The organism is Streptomyces sp. S4.7, assembly GCF_010384365.1.
Classification (GTDB): Bacteria; Actinomycetota; Actinomycetes; order Streptomycetales; family Streptomycetaceae; genus Streptomyces.
Map to the genome: position 1 here is coordinate 3546171 of NZ_CP048397.1, position 16510 is coordinate 3562680.

Genomic DNA, 16510 nt, shown 5'->3' on the forward strand with positions numbered 1-16510 from the left:
GCCGAAGGCCGCCCGCACGTAGGGCAGTTACCAGTCCGAGTGATCAAGTACGACGCACCGTTCGGACCCCGAGGTTAAAGATCAAGCTAGTCGTTCGGATACTCCTCGACCACGGTGGCGCCCAGCTCGCGGACGATCAGGTCGTGCCCGGAGAGCGCGGAGTCGACGAGGTCGGCGTCGTCCTCTTCAGGAGTGTCGTCCTCGGGGGCGACGTGCCGGGGGGCCGGGGGGGCCGCGTCCGACGGGCGGCGCTGTTCGGGCGTCGTGGGGCCGGGGACGGTGTGCGCCGGGGCTGCGGGTGCGTAGGCGCCGGACACCGCGGAGCCGGAGCCCGCCCCGGAAGGGGCGGACTGGGCGGGCGGTGTGGGCCGCTGGGAGGGAGCGGGTGCCTGGGGTCTGGTGCCGCCGTCCCCGCCGCCGAAGCCGCCACCGCCTCCGCTTCCGTAGCCGCCCCCGGCACCTCCGCCGCCCCCGTAACCCCCGCCACCGCCGGGGTTGTTGCCGCCGCCGGGAGCCGGCGGCTGCGGGGTGCCGCCCGAGGGATCGATGATCGCCTCGATCTTCCACTGCACGTGGAACTGCTCGGAGAGCGCCTGCTTCAGCACCTCCTCGCTGCCGCTGCTCGCGAAGTTGTCACGGGCGCCCGCGTTGAGGAAGCCGAGCTGGAGGGTGGTCCCGTCGAAGCCCGCGACCTGCGCGTTCTGACTGAGCAGGATCCAGGTGAAGCGACGGCGGTTCTTCACCGCCTCCAGGATGTCCGGCCACATGTTCCGCACCTGTCCGGCGCCCTGGGTCATGACGGGGCCGCCGGCGGGGGCGGCCGGTCCTGCCGGCTCGTGCGCCGACGGGGTCGCGGCCGGAGCGGGCTCGGCGGGCTGCGGTCCGCGCCCGGGGGTCGACGCGGTGGGCCAGCCGCCGGGCTTGCGGGCGGGCTCGGGAGCGGCCGGGGCGGGCGCGCCGGGCGTCGCCGCACCGGGCCAGGCGCCGGGCCGGCCGCCGCTCGGGGGCGCCGGGGCGGGGGCGGGCTCGGGGTCAGGGGCGGGCGCGGACGGTGCGGGGGGCGGTGTGGTGGCGGGGGGCGCGGGTGCCTGGCCCGGCGCACCGCCGCCCTGCGCGGCGGCCCGTGCCGCCGCGGGTCCGCCGCCGGGCGCCACCGGGTGCGCCTCGGGCCCGGGGACGTACCCCATGGCGGGCGCCGGGCCCCCGGTCGAGAACGCCGCCGCCGACACCCCTCGCTCCAGCCGGTCGAGCCGCGTCTGTACGGAACGCTCGTCGTCGAAGGCCGCGGGCAACAGCACGCGCGCGCAGATCAGTTCGAGCTGGAGCCTGGGCGAGGTGGCGCCCCGCATCTCGGTGAGCCCGGTGTTGACGAGGTCGGCGGCCCGGCTCAGCTCGGCGGCCCCGAAGACCGACGCCTGGTCCCGCATCCGCTGGACCACGTCGTCCGGGGCGTCGATGAGCCCCTTCGTACCGGCGTCCGGAACGGCGGCCAGGATGACCAGGTCCCGCAGCCGCTCCAGCAGGTCGGCGACGAACCGCCGCGGATCGTTGCCGCCCTCGATGACCCGGTCCACCACCTCGAAGGCCGCGGCGCCGTCGCCCGCCGCGAAGGCGTCGATCGCCGAGTCGAGCAGCGAACTGTCCGTATAACCGAGGAGGGCCGTCGCCATGGCGTACGTCACACCGTCCTCGGCGGCGCCCGCGAGCAGCTGGTCCATGACGGACATCGAGTCCCGCACGGACCCGGCCCCGGCCCGCACCACCAGGGGCAGCACCCCGTCGGCGACCGGGATCCGCTCCTTGGCGCACACCTCGCCGAGATAGTCCCGCAGCGTCCCGGGCGGCACGAGCCGGAACGGATAGTGGTGCGTACGCGACCGGATCGTGCCGATGACCTTCTCCGGCTCGGTGGTCGCGAAGATGAACTTGAGATGCTCCGGCGGCTCCTCGACGACCTTCAGCAGGGCGTTGAACCCCGCCGGCGTGACCATGTGCGCCTCGTCGATGATGTAGATCTTGTAACGACTGCCGGCCGGCCCGAAGAAGGCCTTCTCCCGCAGATCACGCGCGTCGTCCACACCACCGTGCGAAGCCGCGTCGATCTCGATGACATCGATCGACCCGGGGCCGGTCCTGGCCAGGTCCTGACAGGACTGGCAGACCCCGCAGGGGGTCGGCGTGGGCCCCTGCTCACAGTTCAGACAGCGCGCGAGGATGCGCGCACTGGTGGTCTTCCCACAGCCTCGCGGCCCGCTGAACAGGTACGCGTGATTGACCCGGTTGTTGCGCAGGGCCTGCTGCAGCGGGTCAGTGACATGCTCCTGCCCGATGACCTCGGCGAACGACTCGGGGCGGTAACGGCGGTACAGCGCTAGGGACGACACACCTACGACGATATCGGCCCGCTACGACATCCCACCCCCGCCAACGCAGACGCCCCCCACGTACCCGCCAGAGCCAACCTACCCTTGCTGCCTTCCGGCCCTGGGGGAGTTCAGTCAGATAGCGCCACGTGAGGGGCTGCGCCCACAGTACCCGATCCCCACCCCCACGAACGAGTTCGCGAGCACCGCTCCCAGTCTTGTATGGTTCGTCGCGGAGGATTCGCCTAGTGGCCTAGGGCGCACGCTTGGAAAGCGTGTTGGGGGCAACCCCTCACGAGTTCGAATCTCGTATCCTCCGCCATTGCTCTCACCGGGCAATACGACGAGGGGCCCCGCAGCTTGCTGCGGGGCCCCTCGTCGTTGGTGGTCTCAGTTTTGGTCTCAGTTACTCCGAGGTGACGCGTCGGCTCGGTTGCTGGTCCGCTCTCCTCCGCCGTGCGCCCTCTCAAGGCCGACGAGCCAGAGCACGCTCTCGTTGAGCATGGGTACGAGTGGATGTCGATCCCACGAGGCCCACGAGCCCGATGCTCCGCAGATGGAACAGATCACTCCGTTGAGCGCGAGCGCCCCTGTGGATAACTCTCGTGGCCGAAATCCTCCCTAGTAGTGTCAAGACGTGGCCACTCCCCTGTTCTTCGACACCGCCCTCCACACCCTCCCCTCGGTCCCCGAGGAGGCCGTGGAGCACGGCGAGGTGTTCACGCGGCGCTGGGTCGTCGATCTGATCCTCGACCTCGTGGGCTACACCTCTGATAAAGCCCTCTGCGACCTGAAGCTCGTGGAGCCGGCCTGCGGGTCAGGTGCGTTTCTAGGAGCCGTGGCTTCGCGGATCAGCGCATCCTGCCGCGAGCAGAACCGTCCCATCGGTGACGCAAGCGGTGCCGTGCGTGCGCTCGATCTGCTGGAGCGCAACGTCCGCAGGAGCCGCGAAGTCGTCGAGAAGCACTTGGTCGACGACGGCTGGAACCCGGCGGATGCCCGGCAGGTGGCGGCGGCCTGGGTCGAGCAGGGTGACTACCTACTCCAGCCCGAAGGGACCCAGCACGCGGACTACGTGGTCGGCAACCCGCCCTACATCCGCTTGGAGGACGTCCCCGCGGACAGGATGGCGGTCTACCGTCGCGCGTGCCCCACCATGGGCGGCCGTGCAGACATCTATGTCGGCTTCTTCGAAGTCGCGCTCCGAAGCCTCGGCCCCGGAGGACAACTGGGCTTCATCTGCGCGGACCGGTGGATGCGCAATCAGTACGGCCGGCGGCTCCGGCAGATGGTGACCAAGGGCTTCAGCGTGGACCTGGCTCTGGTTATGCACGATGTCGACGCCTTCGACGACCAGGTTTCGGCCTACCCAGCCATCACGCTCATCAGCAAGCGGCCCCAGGGCACCGCCGTAGCAGCGGACGCCACGCGAGCCTTCGGTGCTCCCCAAGCCACCGACTTTGCGCGTTGGTACGCGAGTGGTCGGGATGAAGCGGTCGTGACGGAAGCCTTCCAGGCTGCTCGCATGCCGCACTGGTTCCCGGACGAGGACTCATGGCCGAGTGCCTCTCCGGCCCGGCTGGCCGTGCTCGAAGAGCTGACGGAGCGCTTCCAACTGCTCGAGAACGACGGCACCGGTACCCGGGTCGGCATCGGGATCGCCACTGGCGCGGACAAGATCTTCCTCACCAACAACGGCAAGTTGATCGAGGAAGATCGACTGCTGCCGATGGCCATGGTCCGCGACACCACAAGCGGGACCCTGAACTGGAACGGCACCTATCTGGTCAACCCCTGGTCGGCCAGCGGCGACCTGGTCGACCTCGCTGCGTATCCGCGGCTTGCCCGATATCTCGACGAAAACGGAGCAGCGCTGCGCCAGCGCTATGTGGCGGTCAAACAGCCGCACCGCTGGTACAAGACCATCGACAAGGTCGATCACGCGCTGACCCGGCGGCCCAAGCTGCTGTTCCCGGACATGAAGCTGACGATCCATCCGGTACTCGACGAGGGCGGACTGTACCCTCACCACAACCTGTACTTCATCGTCTCGGACGTCTGGGACATGCGCGTGCTGGGTGGTCTCCTACTCTCCAAGGTCGCGGAAGCATTCGTGGAGGCGTACGCGGTCAAGATGCGAGGGGGGACCCTCCGCTTCCAGGCTCAGTACCTCCGCAAGATCCGGGTCCCAGACCCGGAAGCGATCGGCGAGCGCGACCGAGAAGCCCTGGCGGCAGCTTTCGACAAGCGAGACGTGAGGGCCGCCACGGAGGCCGCCCTGCGCGTCTACGGACTTGCCGAGCTTCCTGACTAGGAGAGCGGATCTTGACGGTCACCCGCCAGGACTTCGAGGACGCGATAGCGACCTATTGGGGCGCCAAGCAGCTGCAGCGGGAGCAGTCCGCGATCAAGGCCGCGGTCGGCGCCGGCACCGCCGGATCCGTGCGCGGTGGTAAGCACTTCGACGCGATCGCGATCCTCCTGTCGAAGTTCTTCCTCGAAGCCGGCTACCCGCCCGAGAGCATCCGGGTCACCAAGAAACAAGGTCTGGAACTCCCCGGTTACTACCGCCCCCAGAAGCAGTGGGACCTCGTGGTGGTCCACGAGGGAGTACTGGTTGCGGCTTTCGAACTGAAGGCCCTCGGTGGGCCGTCGTTCGGAAACAACTACAACAACCGGGTTGAGGAAGCACTCGGCAGCGCGGTGGATCTGCGACGGGCCGCCTTGGCCGAGCTGTATCCGAAGGAGAAGCCCTGGCTCGGTTACTTCTTCATCATGGAGGACGGCAGCGGCTCTCGGAGGCCGGTCAGCATCGCGGAGGGCGCGCTGCCTGCCGATTCAATCTGGCACGGCACCTCGTATCAGGACCGGTTCGGGATCTTCTGCGAGCGCCTTGTGGCCGAGCAGCTGTACGACGCCGCTTGCTATGTCACGTCCTCAGCCGAGGACCCCAAGCCCGTCGAACTGGTGAACAGCCTTGACTGGCGGCACTTCTCGGCTGCCATAAGCGCCCGCCTCACGTATTTGAAGGAGCTCGGGATCCCCGGCTAGGAAAAAGGACGAGCGGGCCCCGACCGATCTGGTCGAGGCCCCGCATTCGGATGCCTTCGCAGGGGCGAGGCCCCCAACCTCGATCTTGCTTGACGGTCCGCCGCGGAGTCGGTCGGCCGTTTCGTGTGGTGGGTAGAGGGGCAGGTCGGGGGCCCAAATGTCGTCTCGGGGTGGCGCGGGGTTTCGCTGCTCCGGGTGAAGGGCTCGCGTGGGAACGGGGAGACCTTCTGGTCACCCGGAGTTCGGTAGGAGAGCGAGCCGTTCGAGGGCGTCGATGATCACGTGGGTCCAGGGCCAGTGCCGGCCGGAGGCGGGGGTGTGCGTGTATTTCGCCTCACGGCGAGCCGCCGACGGGGCCGCCGGGGGTCGTCCCACCGGCCGGGGGAGCAGGCGCGGGTGGGGGTGGCATGGCGCGGCGCGGGCGCGGGAAAAGGCGGCGGGCACGGCCCCGGGGGCGAAGGTGCGCTTCCACCGCGGCCATGTAGCGCTCGCGGACATCCGCCAGCGCCCGCAGGTCGATCACCGACGTCGGGATCACCATCGCCGTGTCGTCCGCCCCTGGGGGCGAGAGCCACGCATCCTTCATGCTCTGCCCGGCCACCGTCCGCGTACGGGCGACGAGTTCGTCATACGCGGCGCCCACCTCCGGAGCCTCGAAGCGGACCCACGCCTCGTGCCAGGTCAGTCTGGACTGGATCTCTCGCAGCTGCTCCGACAGGCGGACCCGCTCCTCGGCGGCAGCGTCCGCGCGGCGGCGCCGCACGACGTAAGCCATCTCCGCGTACTGGATGCTCGCCTCGTACGCGCTCGCGAACAATTCCTGCTTCCGCTCCTGCAGCTGGGCGCGACGGCCAATCCGCGCCTGGAGGCTGAGGTTCCCCCGAGATGCGGAAGTCGATGACAGAGGGTCAGATGGTTCTCATGAGAGGAACATCGTCCATGGCTGCCCCCAGAAAGTACTCACTGGAGTTGCGTGAGCGTGCGGTGCGGATGTACCGCGCGTCGGATCCGAAGCCGCAGATCAAGAAGCTGGCCGTCGACCTTGGCGTCCACCCCGAGGCCCTGCGGGGCTGGATCCGGCAGGCCGAGGCCGATGCCGGCGAGCGGGATGACCGGCTGACTACCGACGAACACGCCGAGCTGGTGGCACTGCGGAAGGAGAACGCCCAGCTCAAGCGGGCGAACGACGTGCTGCGGACGGCCTCGGCGTTTTTCGCGGCGCAACTCGACCCGACCCGGCCCAGGTGACCGCGCTCCTCGACGAGCATCCACACCTGGGAGTCGAGTGCGTACTCCGGGAGCTTTCCATCGCCTCCTCCACCTACTACCGCTGGCGCCGCGCTGAGAAAGAGCCCTGCGAGCGGCGGCGCCGCGACGTCGAGCTCACCGAGAAGATCAAGGCGATCCATACCGGGTCCGGTGGCATCTACGGGTCGCCACGGGTGCACGCCATACTGAAACGCGAGGGCGTCCACGTAGGCCGCAAACGCGTCGAGCGGTTGATGCGCGAGGCCGATCTGGCGGGTCTCAGCCCGCGCCGGAGCGGTTTCACGCGCCGGGATCCCAAGGCCGCGCTCGCCCCGGACCTCGTCAACCGGGACTTCACCGCCCAGGGGCCGAACCGTCTGTGGGTCACCGATCTGACGATGATCCCGACCGCCGAGGGACCGCTGTGGCTGTCCGCGATCCGCGACGCATTCTCCCGCCGGGTCGTGGCCTGGGAAACCTCCGCCCGCGCGGACGCCGACCTGGTCCTGTCCAGCCTGGAGTACGCGCTCGCCTCCCGCGAGGTCGAGCCCGGCAAGCTCATCCACCACGCCGACCACGGCTGCCAATATACGTCCATCAAGCTGACAACACGCTTGATGAGGGCAGGAATTGACGCGTCGATGGGCTCGGTCGGCGACAGTTACGACAACGCCCTCGCGGAGAATCTGTGGATGCTGACGAAGACCGAGTGCGTCCGCGGCCGCGTCTTCACCACCAGGGCCGAAGCCAACCTCGCACTCTTCGAGTACTTCGACGGCTTCTATAACAGCCGGCGCATCCAGAGGCGGCTCGGCTACCTCAGCCCGATCGAGTTCGAGGAGAAGCACTACGCCGAGCAGGCAACGACCAAAAGAGCGAACCTGAAACCCCGTCAACCCTCCCTGACCAGCTGATCAGCACCTCCCGAGCAACGGGGGAACCTCAGGCCGAGGACGAGGCCGGTCACGAGTGCGGCGAAAACAGCGGCGTAGGGGCCGAAGACTTTGATCGCGTCAGCCAATGATGTGGTCCTGTTCGTCGAGGCCCGGCGAACCGTGGCCGTGGGGTGCTTCGAAGCCCGGCCAGATGTTGGTGGCGCGATAGGCAGATTCCCATCGCAGATGGCGGACGATGATCGCGACGAGGACCCGCCCGCCGTCACCGGGCGACCAGCGGCGCGAGGGCGCGTCCTTCGGGTACCAGAGGCAAAGGGAACCGTCGGGGTTGCGGTGGGCGGGGCAGTCGGGTCCGTGTGCGTGGACGCGAGGGAATGCCGGATCCCCGGCGGCGAAGGCGATCCGGAGACTGTGTGAGGGCAGGATCCGAACGTGCGGGTAGACCTGAACAGTGAAACCGGACGCGAAGTCGGCAGGTTTGTCCACCTCGCGCGCGTCGAGCCCCGTTGAGCGCATCCCGGTCAGCAGCTCGGCGCGGGCCATCGAACTGAGGTTCCCCCGAGATGCGGAAGTCGATGACAGAGGGTCAGATGGTTCTCATGAGAGGAACATCGTCCATGGCTGCCCCCAGAAAGTACTCACTGGAGTTGCGTGAGCGTGCGGTGCGGATGTACCGCGCGTCGGATCCGAAGCCGCAGATCAAGAAGCTGGCCGTCGACCTTGGCGTCCACCCCGAGGCCCTGCGGGGCTGGATCCGGCAGGCCGAGGCCGATGCCGGCGAGCGGGATGACCGGCTGACTACCGACGAACACGCCGAGCTGGTGGCACTGCGGAAGGAGAACGCCCAGCTCAAGCGGGCGAACGACGTGCTGCGGACGGCCTCGGCGTTTTTCGCGGCGCAACTCGACCCGACCCGGCCCAGGTGACCGCGCTCCTCGACGAGCATCCACACCTGGGAGTCGAGTGCGTACTCCGGGAGCTTTCCATCGCCTCGTCCACCTACTACCGCTGGCGCCGCGCTGAGAAAGAGCCCTGCGAGCGGCGGCGCCGCGACGTCGAGCTCACCGAGAAGATCAAGGCGATCCATACCGGGTCCGGTGGCATCTACGGGTCGCCACGGGTGCACGCCATACTGAAACGCGAGGGCGTCCACGTAGGCCGCAAACGCGTCGAGCGGTTGATGCGCGAGGCCGATCTGGCGGGTCTCAGCCCGCGCCGGAGCGGTTTCACGCGCCGGGATCCCAAGGCCGCGCTCGCCCCGGACCTCGTCAACCGGGACTTCACCGCCCAGGGGCCGAACCGTCTGTGGGTCACCGATCTGACGATGATCCCGACCGCCGAGGGACCGCTGTGGCTGTCCGCGATCCGCGACGCATTCTCCCGCCGGGTCGTGGCCTGGGAAACCTCCGCCCGCGCGGACGCCGACCTGGTCCTGTCCAGCCTGGAGTACGCGCCCGCCTCCCGCGAGGTCGAGCCCGGCAAGCTCATCCACCACGCCGACCACGGCTGCCAATATACGTCCATCAAGCTGACAACACGCTTGATGAGGGCAGGAATTGACGCGTCGATGGGCTCGGCCGGCGACAGTTACGACAACGCCCTCGCGGAGAATCTGTGGATGCTGACGAAGACCGAGTGCGTCCGCGGCCGCGTCTTCACCACCAGGGCCGAAGCCAACCTCGCACTCTTCGAGTACTTCAACGGCTTCTATAACAGCCGGCGCATCCAGAAGCGGCTCGGCTACCTCAGCCCGATCGAGTTCGAGGAGAAGCACTACGCCGAGCAGGCAACGACCAAAAGAGCGAACCTGAAACCCCGTCAACCCTCCCTGACCAGCTGATCAGCACCTCCCGAGCAACGGGGGAACCTCAGTCCACGTATTGCCGTCGTCAGTGTCTGCCGCGGCTGGCAGACCGCCGCGCGCGAACTCGGCGATGCCGGGTATGACCCGAGGCGTCACGGCCAGTTCTAACAACACAGCTCGTCCCCAAGATCACTCGCTCGGGACAGCTGCCCTGGCCGAAGCCTGCTTGTCGGCGTCGGCGAAGAGGAGCGTGGGCTCGGCCAGGATGTCCCTGCCGGCCTCGCTCTTGTAGATCTCGTCGACGCTGCCGAATCGTGCCTCGCTGTAGTCGAGGTCGAGCAGGGCGGCTGCCTGGCGGACCGACGCCTCGTCGGGTCCCTCGATCTCGACGAAGGTGGGGAGGTCCGGCCAGGTGTCGAAATCGAAGGCGACTTCGCCCAGGCGCCACTCCTCCCGGTAGTTCTCCTGGTAGCGCACCTCGCGCAAGCCGACGTTACGGAGGATCTCGGCCATGGCGTGCAGGTCGGACACCTCGGTCTCGATCTCGGTGGTGCCGTCGATCGTCGTGGAGTCGGTGACCTGCTTCAGCGTGAGAGTGGAGCGGGTGGCCTCGTCCCTCAGGCGGACCCAGGCGCCGCCTTCGAGCGCGTCGTTCTCGAAGATCTTCCGAGTGAGGAGGGTGCGCGGAAATGCCTGGACGGCTCCGAGCGCCGTCAGTTTGGCCTGGAGGCCGTCGACGTCGACGTCGAGGAACTTGGCTTCGTACTCGTGCTTCATAGGTCCTTCTTCCCGTAGCTCTAGTAGGGCTTGGTCATGTGTGGTCCGTGATGGCGTGTCTTCTTGATCGGTCGTGTCGTTGATCGGGTGTGCTGAGTGGGGAGTTGGCTGCGGTCCGGTGTGATCTGGAGGACTTCGCGGCGGAGATGTTCGAGCCGTTCGCGCGGGCGGATCAGCGGCGGTGGGGCGGGGTCTATCTGCGGGGCCTGCTGCTGGACGGTGGGCGCAAGTCGGTGGAGCCGATGGCCGCCCGCCTGGGCGAGGACGGGAACCGGCAGGCCCTGGCCCACTTCGTCACCTCCAGCCCTTGGGACGCGGCGCATGTGCGGGCCCGGTTGGCCTGGCGCATGCAGCCGGTCATCAAACCCACCGCGCTGGTCATCGATGACACCGGGTTCCTCAAGGACGGGAACGCTTCGGCGTGCGTGACCAGGCAGTACACCGGCACCGCGGGCAAGGTCACCAACTGCCAGGCCGGAGTCTCGCTGCACCTGGCTTCCAACGGCGCCTCGGCGGTGGTCAACTGGCGCCTGTTCCTGCCCGGGAGCTGGGACCCAGCCTCACCGAAAGCCGATCCGGCCAAGGTCGCCCGCCGTGACAAGTGCGCCATCCCTGCCCAGGTGGGCCATGTCGAGAAGTGGCAGCTGGCCCTCGACATGATCGACGAGACACGGTCCTGGGGCATCGAGGTGCCCCAGGTCATCGCCGACGCAGGCTACGGGGACACCGCCGCCTTCCGGCTCGGCCTGGAAGAACGCGGTCTCGACTACGTGGTGGGCATCTCGACCACGACCACCGCGCAACCCGAAATCGCACAGACATGCATCCCGGCCTGCTCCGGCCGCGGCCCACATCCGGTTCCTGCCTACCCCGAGCCGGCGCAGAGGGTGAAGAGCCTGGTCATCGCGGCCGGTAAATCTTCCGCGCGGCCGGTGCAGTGGAGGGAGGGATCACGGCCGGGCAGTGGCCGCAGCGGGCACAAGCGCATGTATTCGCGCTTCGTGGCCTTGCGGGTCCGGCCCGCCGGACGCGAGATCCGCAAGGCCACGGCCGGCACCGGGCTTCCGGTCCGCTGGCTGCTGGCCGAATGGCCCGCCGGCCAGGACGAGCCCGTGCAGTTCTGGCTCTCCAACCTGCCCGAAACCACCCCATTGCCCGTCCTCGTACGCACCGCGAAGCTGCGCTGGCGCATCGAGAACGACTACCGCGAGATGAAACAGGCCCTGGGCCTGGCCCACTTCGAAGGCCGAACCTGGCCAGGCTGGCACCACCACGTCACCCTCGTCTCGGTCGCCCACGCCTTCTGCACCCTGCAGCGACTGAACCGATCCCCAAAAGAGACGGCGTCGGCCTGAGCCTCTACCAAGTCGTCCGCGAGCTGCAATTACTCCTCGTGATCTGGGCCGGCGCCTGTCCCACCTGTCACCGCGACATGCCAGACCCCGCACCAACATGACCAAGCCCTACTAGGAGGGGGTGGACGCACGGGCTGCAAGGAGAAGGCCCATACGGTGGTTGTGGTCCTGCAGCTGTCCGACGTGCGCGTGCTCGGTGAACTCGTTGGTCCGCAGGGTGAGCAGGACGTCCCAGTCCCCGATGAAGTAACGCCGCAGCTTCTCGGGAGATGTGTAGTGCTCCAGCACGTGGTGGCGTTGCGTGAGGGGCATCATGAACTCCGCGCCGAGCAGACCGCCGGGCCGGACCAGGCGCTGCATGCGGTCGACGAACTCGCCCAACGGCCGGTGGTGGTTGGCACTGTAATGCCACGAGCAGCTCGTCCAGACGGCATCGCAGGGGGCGGTGACGGGGTCGGAGGCGAGGAAGTCGTCCTCCACGACCTGGACACGGTCGTGCAGCCCTTCCTGCTTCAGGCGCTCGATCATTCCCATCGCGTGACCGGTTCTGTCACCCGGGAGTTGGACCTCGCCGCCGTGGAGGGCGAGCGGGTCGTGCTCGATGGCGATGACGCGGTAGCCGGCTGCGGCCAGTGGCACGACGAGTCTGCCGTCGCTCGCGCCGATGACCATCACGGTGGAGTCAGGCTCCGTACGCTCCTTCAGCGCGGCGAGGAACTGAGGGAAGAAGGTGAGGGTGTGCCGCCACATGCTCGGTGTCTGCACTGGCTTGCTCTCCTTGCGGGTGGGTGCTCAGGACGGCTCGGAGGACCTCGTCAGGGGTGAGACCGGTGGTGTTCACGCGGTGCATCAGGAACGCTGCGTAGGCGTCGGTGATCTTGTCTGCGGTGATCTCGGCGAGGGCGTCCCAACGCGAGACAGGCTTGTCACGCCGGGCGAGTCGACGCTGGCGCTCGTCCTCCGCGCAGACGAGGTAGTAGGTGACGGGACGCGCGATGCCCGGCGGCAGGGAAACGGAGAGGTCTGCTCCGAAAGCGCGGTGGTTGGCCAGGCAGCGTGCGAAGTAGCTCTCGACGACGACCGGGATGCCGGCGGACAGGTACCGCTGGATCTGATCGGTGGCGGTGAACAGGGCCGAGAGGTAGAAGCACATGCGTGCCTCTGCGTTTCCCAGCCGGTCGACCTCCTGCCGCAGTGCCTGGTAAGTGGGTGGCACGGTCGGGACCAGTACCGCGCCACGGACGGCTGCGAGCATGGGGGCGAGCGTCGACTTGCCGGTGCCGCGCAGCCCTTCGACGCTCTCGAACGACGCCGGGTCAGACACGTCCGTACACCACGTCCGGCACCGCGAGGGTGAGTTCGTCGGTGGGGGAGGGCCGGTGGTCGATGTGGTCGGCGAGCTTGTCGTACCAGAAGGCGTGCGAGTCCTTGCCGACGGCCTTGCAGGACATGGTGAGCGCGCCGCGCGGGTCGGCTTCGATCCGCTCGATCTCCACAGGGCCCCCGGCGGGGAGGCAGGCGTCCGGTGCACCGAGCTCGGACAGGTCCTCGTCGAGGATCACCTCGATCTCCAGTTCGGCCGAGGCCAGGCGCTCCCGGAGGCGGGTGTAGGCCGTGGCGTCGTTGACGAGGAGCTCGGGGTGATCGGCTGCGTAGCCGACCGGGCGGAGGCAGTGGAGTTTCAGCTGCTCCACCCCGTAGTGCTGCAGTGTGCGGGCGAGCGGCAGGACCTCGTCGATGTTGCGCGAGGTGACCGTCATGGTCGCGCCGGCGCGGACGCCGAGCTGCTGGGCGATTTCGAGGGCGCTCAGGGCACTGCGGTAGCTTCCGAACTTCCGGATCTTGTCGTTGGTCGTGCCAATGCCCTCCAGCGACACCCGGAGCAGGTCCAGGTCGGGGGCGATCTCAGTCAGCCAGCGCTCGATGCGGTAGCCGTTGGTGCAGATCTCGACCTGCATGCCCAGGTCCCGCTTGGCGTACCGGACGACCTGGGCAAGGTCCCGGTAGACGAACGGCTCGCCGCCCAGCAGCGTGACCGCCTCGGTGCCGTACTCGTCGCGCATCAGCGTGAGGAGGTTGACCGCCTCGTCCGTGGTGAAGGCGTCGGCGTGCTGGAGCCGTTTGCCGTGGAAGCAGTGCAGGCATTCGAAGTTGCAGCGGTAGAGCAGCTGCAGGTACAGCATCCGGATCCTGCGGATCCCGGTGACTTCGCTGATCACGAGGGTCTCCTTCGAGGCACTTGCCTGGTGGGAGACCTGATATTGGCGGGACAGGTACGGACCTCGTCACCGCGTATCGGGACGCTCCGAGGACGTCCTGGGACGTTTTCAGCGTGCGGAGAGCGCCTCCAGAATCCCGAGTAAACGGCCGGTGTCCGTCAGATCGGGCAGGACCGTACGGGCACCGGCGGCTGCCAGCTCTTCGGTGCTGTGGACGCCGGAGGCGACCGCGATGATCTCGGAACCCGTGACGAGTGCGGCCTCCACGTCCCTCGGAGTGTCTCCAACGAGCACGACGGGCACGCCATCCGGGGCGCCCCGCAGCCGCCGGGCCCGCTCCCGGGCGACAGCGACCAGGTCGGGGCGTTGGAGGGCATCAGCCCCGTAGGCGCCAACCGGAAGGTCGAGGAGGGGATCAAGGCCGAAGGCCGCGACCTTTACGCGGGCGTTGTCCGCGATATTGCCTGTGAGCACCGACGACACCCAACTGCTGTGCACGGAGACCTCCTTCAGGACTTCCCGCACACCGGGCAGGGCTGTTCCCCGCTGGCTGAGGGCGTGGAGACGGGCCTCCCCGGCGTCGGCGAGAGCCTTCTCGACCGCTGGCCAGTCCGGCTCGGCCAGGCCGTTCCGCTCGAACATGTCGCGCATGATCAGCCGGTCCGTACGCCCTTCCGTCCGCGCCGGCCCCGCGGGCGCCCTTCCCGCCAGGGCCGTGAAGGCGGCGGCGTAGATCTCCTTGCTGACCCCTGAGTTCTCGATGAGGGTGTGGTCGATGTCCCACAGGACGATGAGCTCCATGCATCCAGCGTAAATACAGCGGTCATGGCCCCCTCCTTCTGTGGAACGTCCCGAAACGTCCTTGCCGCTCCTGACCGGTCTCGGCTTGTATGGCGTCTGTGAACGAGCGATTGCACTCCGTGCTCGCCCAGCGCGGCATCCCACCCGAATCACTCGCCGAAGTCTGTGAGGTGGACCCCAAGACCGTCGGCCGGTGGCTCGGCGGGCGCGTTCCCCATCCTCGCCACCGCTTCCGCGTCGCCAAGCACTTACGGGTCGAGGAACTGTTCCTCTGGCCCGCACCAGCGCCGACCACGCCGCAGCAACTCGAAGGTTCAGGGCAGGAGCTGGTCGGGACCTACCAGAACCGGGCAAGCGTCCCGCGCGACACATGGCTGTCGCTGCTCAACGGCGCCCAGGAGCAGATCAGCGTCCTCGTCTTCTCCGGCACCTTCTTCGCTCAGTCCAACCCGCACGTGGCCAAGATGCTCGCCGAGCGTGCGTCGAGCGGGGTGCGAGTGCGGCTCTGCTTCGGCGACTCGAAGGGCCGGGCCGCAGCAATCCGGGGCCACGAAGAGGGAATCGGCGACACCCTCGCCGCCAAGATCCGTGCCTCCCTGACCTACTACCGGCCCCTGTTGTCCGAGGCCGGATGCGAGGTGAGACTGCACGACACCACGCTCTACACCTCCATGTTCCGGTACGACAATGATCTTCTGATCAACCCGCACGTCTGGGGCCAGCCGGCCAGCGCCAACCCCCTCCTCCATCTCCGCAGAGCAGACACGGCGGGCTGGTTCGACAACTACGCTCAGAGTTTCGAAGCTGTCTGGGCCACCGCACGGCCCTGGACACCAGACCAGGAGGGGCCCTCGCCGCATGGGCAGGACTGAGTACTACAACGACCCCAAGGCCCCCAAGGCGAACACACTCATCCCCGCCAACAACCTGCTCGTTGTCGACGACAACGGCGCCATTCTCCTCCAGCGCCGCCGGGACACCGGCCAATGGGCCCTGCCGGGCGGAGCCCAGGACATCGGCGAGACTGCGGCCCAGTGCGCCGTGCGTGAATGCCAGGAAGAGACCGGGATCATCGCCGAGGTCACGGGCTTCCTGGGGGTCTACACGAACCCGAACCACATCGTGGCCTACACCGACGGCGAGATCCGCCAGCAGTACGAGAACACCTACATCGGCCGGCCGGTGGGCGGTGAGCCCACGATCAACGACGAGGCCGACGGCGTCCGGTACGTCCAGCCGAGCGACCTGGACCAGTACGACATCCACCCGAGCATGCGCCAACAGATCGGCGATTACCTGGCAGGCACGTACCCCTACCTGGGCTGAGCCTCCAAGGCCGCCTCTACCCGGCTCACGGCCGCCAGGATGTCAGGTGATGCTCGGCGGATGAACCGCCCCACCGGGCTGCCGGATTCGTACCGGCTGGCGATCTCGGCCAGGCGAGCATCGGTCGAAGTGACTTTGCCATCCGGTGTGGTTGTCATGTCGCAGTACACAAGCGCATCCACAAGCAGAGCCTCATCTAACAACGGGAACTCGCGCTCCAGCACCTCCATCAACCCGCGCTCCTCGGCTTCCAGCAGCGCGAACGAATGGTTCGCCACCAAGCGCACCAACCGCTCATCAGCACCATGCTCGTCTCGGAGAAACCGCGCCCCGTCGAGCGGGTGAAAGCCGGTTTCCGCCAGCCGGGGCGCGTAGCCCACGTCATGCAGTACTGCCGCGGAAAACAACAGCTCAGCATTCCCTGCCAGGGCCGGGCCGAGCCCGGCGGCACGCGCCGCCACGCCCTGCGAATGCGCCCACCGTCGGGGAAGCACCTCGCTGAGCTCGTTCTCGGCTACCTGCCTCGCCCATGCCAGCATCGTTTCTTCCATGGCCCGTTCGATGCCCAAAAGGGGCCAAAGTCATTCCATGCCCGGCGTCCCTCAGTGCGCAATCGGTTAGGTGCTGTCAGCAGCAGCGCAGGGGCGGGCGAACTCGCCAGGCGGTCCGT

Annotated in this window: 18 protein-coding genes, 1 tRNA gene and 1 other RNA gene; 10 read left to right on the forward strand and 10 right to left on the reverse strand. The window is 68.0% G+C overall.

The features are described from left to right. Nucleotides 1-86: 86 nt before the first annotated feature. Nucleotides 87-2384 (reverse strand): DNA polymerase III subunit gamma and tau, encoded by a 2298-nt coding sequence (locus SSPS47_RS15625; protein WP_164251640.1) that lies wholly within the window; start codon nucleotides 2382-2384, stop codon nucleotides 87-89. A 44-nt stretch (nucleotides 2385-2428) separates the two neighbouring features. After that, nucleotides 2429-2525: signal recognition particle sRNA small type (gene ffs, locus SSPS47_RS15630), an RNA gene on the reverse strand. Nucleotides 2526-2597: 72 nt separating this feature from the next. Between ffs and SSPS47_RS15635 the strand changes: the two genes are divergently transcribed. The 3 genes from SSPS47_RS15635 to SSPS47_RS15645 all read left to right on the forward strand — a co-directional run bounded on the left by SSPS47_RS15635 (nucleotide 2598) and on the right by SSPS47_RS15645 (nucleotide 5414). Further along, a tRNA-Ser gene (locus SSPS47_RS15635) sits at nucleotides 2598-2685 on the forward strand. 315 nt (nucleotides 2686-3000) lie between these two features. After that, complete coding sequence (locus SSPS47_RS15640; RefSeq protein WP_164251641.1) at nucleotides 3001-4677, forward strand: Eco57I restriction-modification methylase domain-containing protein; 1677 nt, start codon at nucleotides 3001-3003, stop codon at nucleotides 4675-4677. An 11-nt stretch (nucleotides 4678-4688) separates the two neighbouring features. Then, on the forward strand, nucleotides 4689-5414 hold the full coding sequence (locus SSPS47_RS15645) for a PaeR7I family type II restriction endonuclease (RefSeq protein WP_030594928.1): 726 nt from the start codon (nucleotides 4689-4691) through the stop codon (nucleotides 5412-5414). A gap of 334 nt (nucleotides 5415-5748) precedes the next feature. On the opposite strand, the gene SSPS47_RS15650 is transcribed toward SSPS47_RS15645, so the two are convergent. Continuing rightward, complete coding sequence (locus SSPS47_RS15650; protein ID WP_164251642.1) at nucleotides 5749-6231, reverse strand: hypothetical protein; 483 nt, start codon at nucleotides 6229-6231, stop codon at nucleotides 5749-5751. A gap of 122 nt (nucleotides 6232-6353) precedes the next feature. On the opposite strand from SSPS47_RS15650, the gene SSPS47_RS15655 reads away from it, so the two are divergent. Together SSPS47_RS15655 and SSPS47_RS15660 are read left to right on the forward strand one after the other, a co-directional pair. Further along, nucleotides 6354-6662, forward strand: coding sequence for a transposase (locus SSPS47_RS15655; protein WP_164247473.1), 309 nt, complete (start codon nucleotides 6354-6356; stop codon nucleotides 6660-6662). Next, nucleotides 6659-7576 carry an IS3 family transposase gene (locus tag SSPS47_RS15660; RefSeq protein WP_164251339.1) on the forward strand — a complete coding sequence of 306 codons (918 nt, stop codon included), beginning with the start codon at nucleotides 6659-6661 and terminating at the stop codon, nucleotides 7574-7576. Before SSPS47_RS15655 ends, SSPS47_RS15660 begins: the two co-directional genes overlap by 4 nt. 99 nt (nucleotides 7577-7675) lie before the next feature. On the opposite strand, the gene SSPS47_RS15665 is transcribed toward SSPS47_RS15660, so the two are convergent. Beyond that, the gene (locus SSPS47_RS15665; protein ID WP_164251643.1) at nucleotides 7676-8101 is read right to left on the reverse strand and encodes a hypothetical protein; all 426 of its coding nucleotides are present in this window, start codon (nucleotides 8099-8101) and stop codon (nucleotides 7676-7678) included. Between the two features lie 74 nt (nucleotides 8102-8175). Here SSPS47_RS15665 and SSPS47_RS15670 point away from each other — a divergent pair, with 74 nt between their 5' ends. Both SSPS47_RS15670 and SSPS47_RS15675 read left to right on the forward strand, forming a co-directional pair. After that, nucleotides 8176-8484 (forward strand): transposase, encoded by a 309-nt coding sequence (locus SSPS47_RS15670; RefSeq protein ID WP_164247473.1) that lies wholly within the window; start codon nucleotides 8176-8178, stop codon nucleotides 8482-8484. Then, entirely contained in the window at nucleotides 8481-9398 is a 918-nt protein-coding gene (locus SSPS47_RS15675) for an IS3 family transposase (protein ID WP_164251644.1), read from the forward strand. The genes SSPS47_RS15670 and SSPS47_RS15675 overlap by 4 nt, the downstream gene beginning before the upstream one ends. A gap of 153 nt (nucleotides 9399-9551) precedes the next feature. Here SSPS47_RS15675 and SSPS47_RS15680 read toward each other — a convergent pair whose 3' ends face one another. Then, nucleotides 9552-10139, reverse strand: a complete 588-nt coding sequence (locus tag SSPS47_RS15680; RefSeq protein ID WP_164251645.1) for a class IV adenylate cyclase — start codon at nucleotides 10137-10139, stop codon at nucleotides 9552-9554. 146 nt (nucleotides 10140-10285) lie between these two features. Here SSPS47_RS15680 and SSPS47_RS15685 point away from each other — a divergent pair, with 146 nt between their 5' ends. Continuing rightward, nucleotides 10286-11494 carry an IS701 family transposase gene (locus SSPS47_RS15685; protein ID WP_203558080.1) on the forward strand — a complete coding sequence of 403 codons (1209 nt, stop codon included), beginning with the start codon at nucleotides 10286-10288 and terminating at the stop codon, nucleotides 11492-11494. Nucleotides 11495-11605: 111 nt separating this feature from the next. On the opposite strand, the gene SSPS47_RS15690 is transcribed toward SSPS47_RS15685, so the two are convergent. From SSPS47_RS15690 to SSPS47_RS15705, 4 genes are all read right to left on the reverse strand, one after another. Next, nucleotides 11606-12259 (reverse strand): class I SAM-dependent methyltransferase, encoded by a 654-nt coding sequence (locus SSPS47_RS15690; RefSeq protein WP_164251647.1) that lies wholly within the window; start codon nucleotides 12257-12259, stop codon nucleotides 11606-11608. Next, entirely contained in the window at nucleotides 12177-12818 is a 642-nt protein-coding gene (locus SSPS47_RS15695) for a hypothetical protein (protein WP_239064923.1), read from the reverse strand. Before SSPS47_RS15695 ends, SSPS47_RS15690 begins: the two co-directional genes overlap by 83 nt. Further along, entirely contained in the window at nucleotides 12811-13713 is a 903-nt protein-coding gene (locus tag SSPS47_RS15700; RefSeq protein WP_164251648.1) for a radical SAM protein, read from the reverse strand. Before SSPS47_RS15700 ends, SSPS47_RS15695 begins: the two co-directional genes overlap by 8 nt. Before the next feature lie 108 nt (nucleotides 13714-13821). Further along, on the reverse strand, nucleotides 13822-14514 hold the full coding sequence (locus tag SSPS47_RS15705; RefSeq protein ID WP_164251649.1) for a haloacid dehalogenase-like hydrolase: 693 nt from the start codon (nucleotides 14512-14514) through the stop codon (nucleotides 13822-13824). A 98-nt stretch (nucleotides 14515-14612) separates the two neighbouring features. On the opposite strand from SSPS47_RS15705, the gene SSPS47_RS15710 reads away from it, so the two are divergent. Together SSPS47_RS15710 and SSPS47_RS15715 are read left to right on the forward strand one after the other, a co-directional pair. Next, complete coding sequence (locus SSPS47_RS15710) at nucleotides 14613-15386, forward strand: XRE family transcriptional regulator (RefSeq protein ID WP_164251650.1); 774 nt, start codon at nucleotides 14613-14615, stop codon at nucleotides 15384-15386. Then, on the forward strand, nucleotides 15373-15840 hold the full coding sequence (locus SSPS47_RS15715) for an NUDIX domain-containing protein (protein WP_164251651.1): 468 nt from the start codon (nucleotides 15373-15375) through the stop codon (nucleotides 15838-15840). The genes SSPS47_RS15710 and SSPS47_RS15715 overlap by 14 nt, the downstream gene beginning before the upstream one ends. On the opposite strand, the gene SSPS47_RS15720 is transcribed toward SSPS47_RS15715, so the two are convergent. Continuing rightward, entirely contained in the window at nucleotides 15828-16391 is a 564-nt protein-coding gene (locus tag SSPS47_RS15720; RefSeq protein ID WP_164251652.1) for an HD domain-containing protein, read from the reverse strand. The two genes, SSPS47_RS15715 and SSPS47_RS15720, sit on opposite strands and share 13 nt — an antisense overlap. Nucleotides 16392-16510: the final 119 nt, after the last annotated feature.